Below are 7,152 nucleotides of genomic sequence, written 5' to 3' on the forward strand. Positions count from 1 at the left end.
CGCAGGTAACCTGGGGCTCACGTTTCCCCGGCACTGTAGACACCGCGCGGGAAGCCAGAGGCCGGGACGCTACAGCGTCACCGGCCTTGTCCAGCTCTGGGGCCAAAATCGACGTTGTCGACGAGCTCACGAACCAGCAAGGGATACCGTCCCCGATCCGGGCGGAAGATGTCGTGCGGTGAGTCGGCGAACTCGTGGAGCCGCGCGGCCGGGAAGAGCTGCCGGTACCGGGCCCACGCCGCCGCGTCGATGATCGGGGTGGTGGGGCTGCGGACCACCAGCAGCGGCGGGCTCCACTGCGCCAGCGGCTCCCAGAGTGACCGCGACACGGCGGCGGCAAACGTGGCGACCGCGGCGCGGCGGTCCACCCGCTCGTGTACCGGTGTGCCCCGCCAGCGGCCGTCGAGTACTCCCATCGCCACGTCCTCTGGCAGCGCGATCTCCTCGGGCAGGTAGTCACCGATCGAGATGGACCGGACCCGGTCGGGATGGGCCAGCGCCCAGGTCAGCGCGTAGGAAGTGCCGCGGGAGAACGTCATGAGGTGCACCGGGCCGTCGGTCACCTCGTCGATCACGGCCCCGATGTCACCGGCGCGCGCCGCGGCGTCATGCGGGCCGTTCGGCGCGACGCTGTGCCCGTGACCGCGCAGTTCCACGACGACGGTGCGCCGGCCGAACACCGGCAGCACCTCGGCGTAGTCATCTGCGACGCAGGTGAACCCGGGCACGAACACCACGGGCGCACCACGGTCATCACCGCCGGAGTCCAGATAGCGGATACGGGCATCACCGTTGGCGGTGACGCGGAACTGCGGCATGCAGGGAAGTAAATCAGCCCTTCGGCGGGACCGGTGCGGCAGCCGCCACCACGGGCTCGGCGCCCTGCGATTCCATCTTGTGGAACAGCTCGGTGTAGTACGGCAGGCACTCGGCCATCGCCTGTTCGGTGGTGAACAGCGGCTCATAGCCCAGATCGCGGCGTGCCTTGGCGATCGAGAAGTAGTTGTTCAGGTAAAGCCGTTCCACGGCAAGGGGTTCCACCAGTGGCTCGCGGATACCGTACTTGAAGTGCAGCCACTGCCAGCCCATCATCACCTTGTGCACGAGCTTGCCGGAGACCCGGAAGTTCGGCAGGTTGCGGCCGCACGCGGCGACGACGGGGCGGGCGAACTCGAACATGTTGAGCGGTTCGCCGTCGTTGACGAAGTAGGCCTGGCCGGGTGCCGATCCGCCGGGGACCAGATGCTCGGCGGCCAGGATGAAACCGTGAATCAGGTTGTGCACGTATGAGTTGTCCAGCTTGATGTTCTTGTTGCCGACGAGCACCTTGACGTGCCCGGCGAGCACGTTCTCGAACACCTTGCGGAACATGGTCTGATCGCCACGGCCCCAGATGCCGCTGGGCCGGATGGAGCAGGTGAGCATGCCGTGCTCACCGTTCTGGCCGAGCACGAACTGTTCGGCGACGACCTTCGTCTCGGTGTACAGATCGTTGAAACGGCTTGTGTAGGGCAGGGTTTCATCGCCGTTCTGGATATCCTGGCCACCCATCACCACGCTGTTGGATGCGGTGTAGACGAAACGGCGGACGCCGGCGGCCTGCCCGGCGTGCACCAGGTTCTTGGTGCCTTCGACGTTGACGCCGAAACTACGCTTGCGGTACTCCTCGGTGACCGAGGCGCCGCCCATCAGATCGATGATCGCGGCGGTGTGGATGATGGTGTCGACACCGTCGACGGCGGCGGCCACATCGCCGGTGTCGGTGATGTCGCCGACGACGGTCTGCAGCTTCGGGTGGGCGGGCAGTGGGGACGGCACCCGGTCGAACGAGCGGACCTCGAGGCCGCGTCCGAGCAGTGTGGTCACCAGGTTGGCGCCGACGAAGCCGGAGCCTCCGGTCACCAGGACTCGGCCCAGGTCAGTGCGCAGTGTTGGGTCACCCATGTGGTCAGGGTAACTGAAACGTGTTCCAGTTTTGAAGTCCGGCGAGCAAAATCGTCCGAGGAGTTTGCGCTGTCAACTTTCCGCGGACTCGCCGGAGGCCAGCGTGTCGGCCACCTTCTTGCGTGCCCCGGCGAGGTGCTCTTCGCACCGTTTGGCCAGCTCCTCGCCGCGTTCCCAGAGCTTCAGGGAGGCGTCCAGGTCGAGTCCGCCGTGCTCGAGTTGCTGCACCACCTCGATCAGCTCGTCGCGCGCCTGTTCGTACCCCATTTGACTAATGGGCTTCATCTGCACCCTCGCTGACTGTTGTGATGGCACCGTCGGCAACCCGCACCCGCAGCCGGGTGCCCGCCGGGGCGTCGTCGATCGAACGCAGGATCGGCCGGTCCTGCGGGCCCACCACCTGCACGACGGCGTAGCCGCGCGCCAGGGTGGCCGCCGGACCCAGCGTGCCCAGGCGTGCGCTCAGATGCTCCAGGCGGTCGGTCTCGGCGGCAACCAGCCTGCCGATGTCGCGGCGCGCGGTGCGACGGGCCCGGTGGATCTCCTCGGTTCGGGCATCCAGGGCCTGCAGTGGGCGGGCCAGCACCGGCCGCGAGCGCAGCTGGTCGATGACGTGCTGTTCGCGGCGCACCCAGTTGCGCAGGGACTGGGCGCTGCGCCGGCGCAGATCATCGACACCGGCCTGCTCGGCAGCCGCGTCGGGGACCACCCGTTTGGCCGCATCGGTGGGAGTGGCCGCGCGCAGGTCGGCCACCAGATCGCAGAGCGGGTTGTCGGGTTCGTGCCCGACGGCACTGATCACCGGTGTGGTGCAGGCGGCGATGGCCCGGCACAGGGTCTCGTCGGAGAACGGCAGCAGGTCCTCCACGCTGCCGCCGCCGCGCGCCACGATGATGACGTCGACGTCCGGGTCGGCGTCCAGGGCAGTCAGTGCCTCCACGATCTGGGCAACCGCATTGGGTCCCTGCACGGCGGTGTTGCGCACCGCGAATTGCACCGCGGGCCAGCGCGCGGAGGCGATCGAGACCACATCGTGTTCGGCCGCCGACGCGCGGCCGGTGACCAGGCCGATGGTGTTGGGCAGGAACGGGATCGGGCGTTTGAGCCGGCGATCGAAAAGGCCCTCGGCTTCCAGCAGCCGGCGCAGCCGTTCGATACGGGCGAGCAGTTCGCCCACCCCGACGGCGCGGATATCGCTGACCCGCAACGAGAAGCTACCCCGCGCGGTGTAGAACTGCGGCTTGCCGTGCACGATGACCTGGACGCCCTCGGCGAGTTGCACCGGCGCGTTGACCACCAGGTCACGCGGGCAGGTGAGCGACAGCGACATATCGGCGGCCGGGTCGCGCAGCACCAGGAACGCGGTGGGCGAGCCGTGCCGCACGTTCAGCTGGGCGATCTGTCCCTCGACCCAGACCGTGCCGAGCCGGTCGATCCATTTGGCGACCCGGGTCGCCACCGCGCGGACCGGCCACGGGTTCTCCGGGGATTGGCCGGGTTCGCTCACTTGGCCGACGCGCGGGTGATCCTGTTGGCGAGCAGCGTCTGGAACGGGGCGCGGGCCTTGTTGGCCTCCTCGAAGGCCAGCAGGGCTTCCAGGTCGGCGACCTTGAGCGAGGTCAGTCGCGCCCGCAGCTGCGCCAATGTCAGCGACTCGTAGCCAAGCTCCTCGACGACGCCGGGCGCTGCGCCGTTGGTGGCGGCCTTCGGGGCTTCTGTCTGCTCCGGTTCGCCCTCGGTGAAGAGCGCGAACCGGCCCTCGGTGCGGCGCGCGGAGGAGATATCGGACACAACGTCGTCATCAGAGAGGTTCTTGAACGGGTCGTCGGGCAGGTCCTCGTCGAAGGTCGCCCACTCCGGCTGCTCATCCTTGGGCGGGAACAGCTCCTCGAGCGCTTCGTCGCCGCGATTCACCAGATCGGCGACGTCCTGCTGCACCTTCATCACCAGATGGGCCAGCTGGCTGGCCACCGTCATCGGGTAGGTGAGGATCGTCTGCGGGAGCTTGCGTGTCTCGTCCAGCGCGGTCACCGCCGCACCCACCAGCAGTCGGACTCCGTATGGTGCAGTTGCCATGGGTGCAGCCTACGGCTGGCCGGGGACGGGTGCCGGTAAGTACCCTTGATGTATGCCACCAACCGTCAACATGGGTATTCCGGGCGCCGCGAGCTCGGTCAGTTCACGGGTGGTGGGCAAGCGGGTCCTGCTCGCCGAGCCGCGCGGCTACTGCGCGGGCGTGGATCGCGCCGTCGAAACCGTGGAACGCGCCCTCGAAAAGTACGGCGCCCCGATCTACGTGCGGCACGAGATCGTGCACAACCGCTATGTGGTGGACACGCTGGCCAAGGCCGGTGCCGTCTTCGTCGAGCAGACCGATGAGGTGCCCGAGGGCGCCATCGTGGTGTTCTCCGCGCACGGTGTCGCACCGACCGTGCACGTCGAGGCCGCGGCCCGTAACCTCCAGACCATCGACGCCACGTGCCCGCTGGTCACCAAGGTGCACAACGAGGCCAAGCGCTTCGCCCGCGACGACTACGACATCCTGCTCGTCGGCCACGAGGGCCACGAAGAGGTCGTCGGCACCGCCGGTGAGGCACCCGATCACGTGCAGGTCGTCGACAACCCGGACGCCGTCGACAAGGTCACCGTCCGCGACCCCAACAAGGTCATCTGGCTGTCCCAGACCACGCTGAGCGTCGACGAGACCATGGAGACGGTGCGCAGGCTGCGGGAGAAGTTCCCGACGCTGCAGGATCCGCCGAGCGATGACATCTGCTACGCCACCCAGAACCGTCAGGTCGCGGTGAAGGCGATGGCCCCGGAATGCGAGCTGGTGATCGTCGTCGGCTCGAAGAACTCGTCGAACTCGGTGCGGCTGGTCGAGGTCGCGCTCGGCGCCGGGTCGCAGAACTCCTACCTGGTCGACTACGCCGCCGATATCGATCCGGCCTGGTTCTCCGGCGTCACCACCGTGGGCGTCACCTCCGGTGCCTCGGTGCCCGAGATCCTGGTGCGCGGCGTCCTGGACCGGCTCGCCGAATACGGCTACGGCACCGTGCAACCGGTGACCACGGCCAACGAGACACTCGTGTTCGCGCTGCCGCGGGAGATCCGTCCGCCGCGCAACTGACGGTACGTTCGAGCCCTGTGGGCCTTCTGCGACGTGTGATCCCTGTTCTGTGTGTGACCGTGCTGCTGCTCGCCGGCTGCAGTGACGCCGAAGACCGGCTGAATAACACCGTCAACGGGTTCACCGATGCCCTCAACCGTGCCGACGCCGCGGCGGCTGCCGCATTGACCACCGATTCGGCGTCCGACGACATGCTCGGAAAGCTCTACGCCAACCTCGGCAAGGACGTCCGCTTCGAGGTGTCCGGGGTGCAGCGCCAGGAGGACGCGGCGACGTTCACGCTGGCCGCGACGTGGAAGTTCGGGCCCGAGAAGGCCACCGAGTGGACCTATACGACCCAGGGCAGCGCGACGGCCGAGGGGGAGGACTGGAAGGTCCGGTGGGACCCGGCCACCGTCGCCCCCGGCCTGGATGAGGGCCCGTTGTCCTTCGGCACCCTCAGCCCGCAGCCGGCCGCCCGGGTGCTGGACCGCACCGGCGCCGACCTGCTCACCCAGCACATCGTCACCCTCGTCGATGTCGTGCCCGGCGCCGATGTGAACACCGTTGCCGCGCTGCTCAATCCGGTTGCGCCGACGATCACCGCGGAGTCGCTGGCCGGTGAGCTCGCGGCAGGTAAACCCGTCACCGCCGTCACGTTGCGCGAGGAGGATCTGCTGCCGATCCAGGAGCAGCTGGCCGCGCTGCCGAACGTGACGCTGCGCCCGCAGACCCGGCTGCTGGCCACCGACCGCGCGCTGACCTCGCCGACGCTGTCGGGATTGTCCGAGCTGTGGCAGCAGCGTAGCGACGCCGCGGCGGGCTGGGCAGTGTCTGCGGAGACCGCGTCGGGCCCCAAACGGGTGGGCGGCCAGGACGCGCAACCGGTCGGTGACATCGCCAGCACACTGGACATCGGCATGCAGCTGGCCGCCGAGGACGCGCTGGCCCCGCTGACGACGCCGGCCGCGATCGTGGCCATCCAGCCGTCCACCGGCAACCTGCTCGCCGTCGCGCAGAACGCGCCCGCCGACGCCCAGGGACCGATCGCGCTGACCGGGCTGTACCCGCCGGGTTCCACGTTCAAGACGGTGACGGTGTCCGCCGCGCTGCAGGCCGGCCAGGTCACCCCGGACAGCATCGTCGGCTGCCCCGGCACCGAGAACATCGAGGGCCGCCAGATCCCCAACGACGACAACTTCGAGCTCGGCGACGTCCCGCTGCACACCGCGTTCGCGCGCTCCTGCAACACCACCATGGGCCGCTTGGCGGTCAACCTGCCGCCCGACGGCCTGACCAAGGCCGCCGCGCAGCTCGGTCTGGGCATCGACTATGTCGCGCCCGGCATGACGACCGTCACCGGCTCGGTGCCGGTCGCCGACACCTCCGCACTGCGCGTCGAGGAGGGCATCGGGCAGGGCAAGGTCACAGCGTCGCCGTTCGGGATGGCTCTGGTGGCCGCGACGCTGGCCCACGGATCGGTGCCGGCGCCGACGATCGTGCAGGGCGAGCCTGGGGTGGCCGACAGCGCCCCCGAGCCCCTGCCGAGCGGTGTCGACGAGCAGGTTCGGGCGATGATGCGTGAGACGGTCACCGGCGGCACCGCCACGCAGCTGCAGGACATCCCGGACATGCTCGGAAAGACCGGCACCGCCGAATACATCGACGACACGCACGCGCACGGCTGGTTCGTCGGTATCCGCGGGGATCTCGCGCTGGCGGTGTTCGTCAGCGACGCGGGCAGCTCCACGCCCGCGGTCGACGCGGCCGGTGCGCTGCTGCGCGCGGTGGGGTAGGGCCTAGTCCCAGTCGTCGTCGCGCCGGTGGCTGGCGCGGGGACGGGTGCGGTGCTCGGTGTGCCGTTCCTCGTCGCTGCTGCGATAGCGCACCCGCGAGACGGGGTGATGGCTGCTGTCGGTGGGCGACGAACGACGCGGCCGTTCCTGATACGGATCCTGGCGCTCGTCGGGGCGCCCGAGGCCGGGCTCGTAGCCCTCGGGCCGCGGACGGCGGCGCGGGCGCTCGTAGTCCGCGGCGTCACGGGGGTCATAACCGCGTGACGAGGGCGGGGTGCGGCGAGGCTCGCGGGGCTCGCGGGC

Annotated in this window: 7 protein-coding genes and 1 pseudogene; 2 read left to right on the forward strand and 6 right to left on the reverse strand. The window is 69.2% G+C overall.

The genetic code is table 11. From position 1 onward, the window contains the following. Window positions 1–77: 77 nt before the first annotated feature. From AC1DTF_RS18580 to AC1DTF_RS18600, 5 genes are all read right to left on the reverse strand, one after another. A complete protein-coding gene (locus tag AC1DTF_RS18580; RefSeq protein ID WP_477475117.1) occupies window positions 78–818 on the reverse strand; it encodes an alpha/beta fold hydrolase in 741 nt (246 codons plus the stop codon). A gap of 13 nt (window positions 819–831) precedes the next feature. After that, a complete protein-coding gene (locus tag AC1DTF_RS18585) occupies window positions 832–1,944 on the reverse strand; it encodes a 3-beta-hydroxysteroid dehydrogenase (protein WP_057165691.1) in 1,113 nt (370 codons plus the stop codon). A gap of 72 nt (window positions 1,945–2,016) precedes the next feature. Further along, window positions 2,017–2,229, reverse strand: a complete 213-nt coding sequence (locus tag AC1DTF_RS18590) for an exodeoxyribonuclease VII small subunit (protein WP_477475118.1) — start codon at window positions 2,227–2,229, stop codon at window positions 2,017–2,019. Next, window positions 2,216–3,451, reverse strand: a complete 1,236-nt coding sequence (gene xseA / locus AC1DTF_RS18595; protein ID WP_477475119.1) for an exodeoxyribonuclease VII large subunit — start codon at window positions 3,449–3,451, stop codon at window positions 2,216–2,218. Before xseA ends, AC1DTF_RS18590 begins: the two co-directional genes overlap by 14 nt. Further along, the gene (locus AC1DTF_RS18600) at window positions 3,448–4,020 is read right to left on the reverse strand and encodes a lipid droplet-associated protein (protein ID WP_057165694.1); all 573 of its coding nucleotides are present in this window, start codon (window positions 4,018–4,020) and stop codon (window positions 3,448–3,450) included. Before AC1DTF_RS18600 ends, xseA begins: the two co-directional genes overlap by 4 nt. Window positions 4,021–4,072: 52 nt before the next feature. Between AC1DTF_RS18600 and AC1DTF_RS18605 the strand changes: the two genes are divergently transcribed. Together AC1DTF_RS18605 and AC1DTF_RS18610 are read left to right on the forward strand one after the other, a co-directional pair. Further along, window positions 4,073–5,074 (forward strand): 4-hydroxy-3-methylbut-2-enyl diphosphate reductase, encoded by a 1,002-nt coding sequence (locus tag AC1DTF_RS18605; protein ID WP_477475120.1) that lies wholly within the window; start codon window positions 4,073–4,075, stop codon window positions 5,072–5,074. Window positions 5,075–5,091: 17 nt separating this feature from the next. After that, a complete protein-coding gene (locus AC1DTF_RS18610; RefSeq protein ID WP_477475121.1) occupies window positions 5,092–6,849 on the forward strand; it encodes a penicillin-binding transpeptidase domain-containing protein in 1,758 nt (585 codons plus the stop codon). 3 nt (window positions 6,850–6,852) lie between these two features. Here the strand turns inward: AC1DTF_RS18610 and AC1DTF_RS18615 are convergent. Beyond that, window positions 6,853–7,152 (reverse strand): annotated as a pseudogene (locus AC1DTF_RS18615) (DUF6542 domain-containing protein); the annotation flags it as partial.

The sequence above is a fragment of the Mycobacterium sp. P4_H6 genome, from assembly GCF_056400845.1.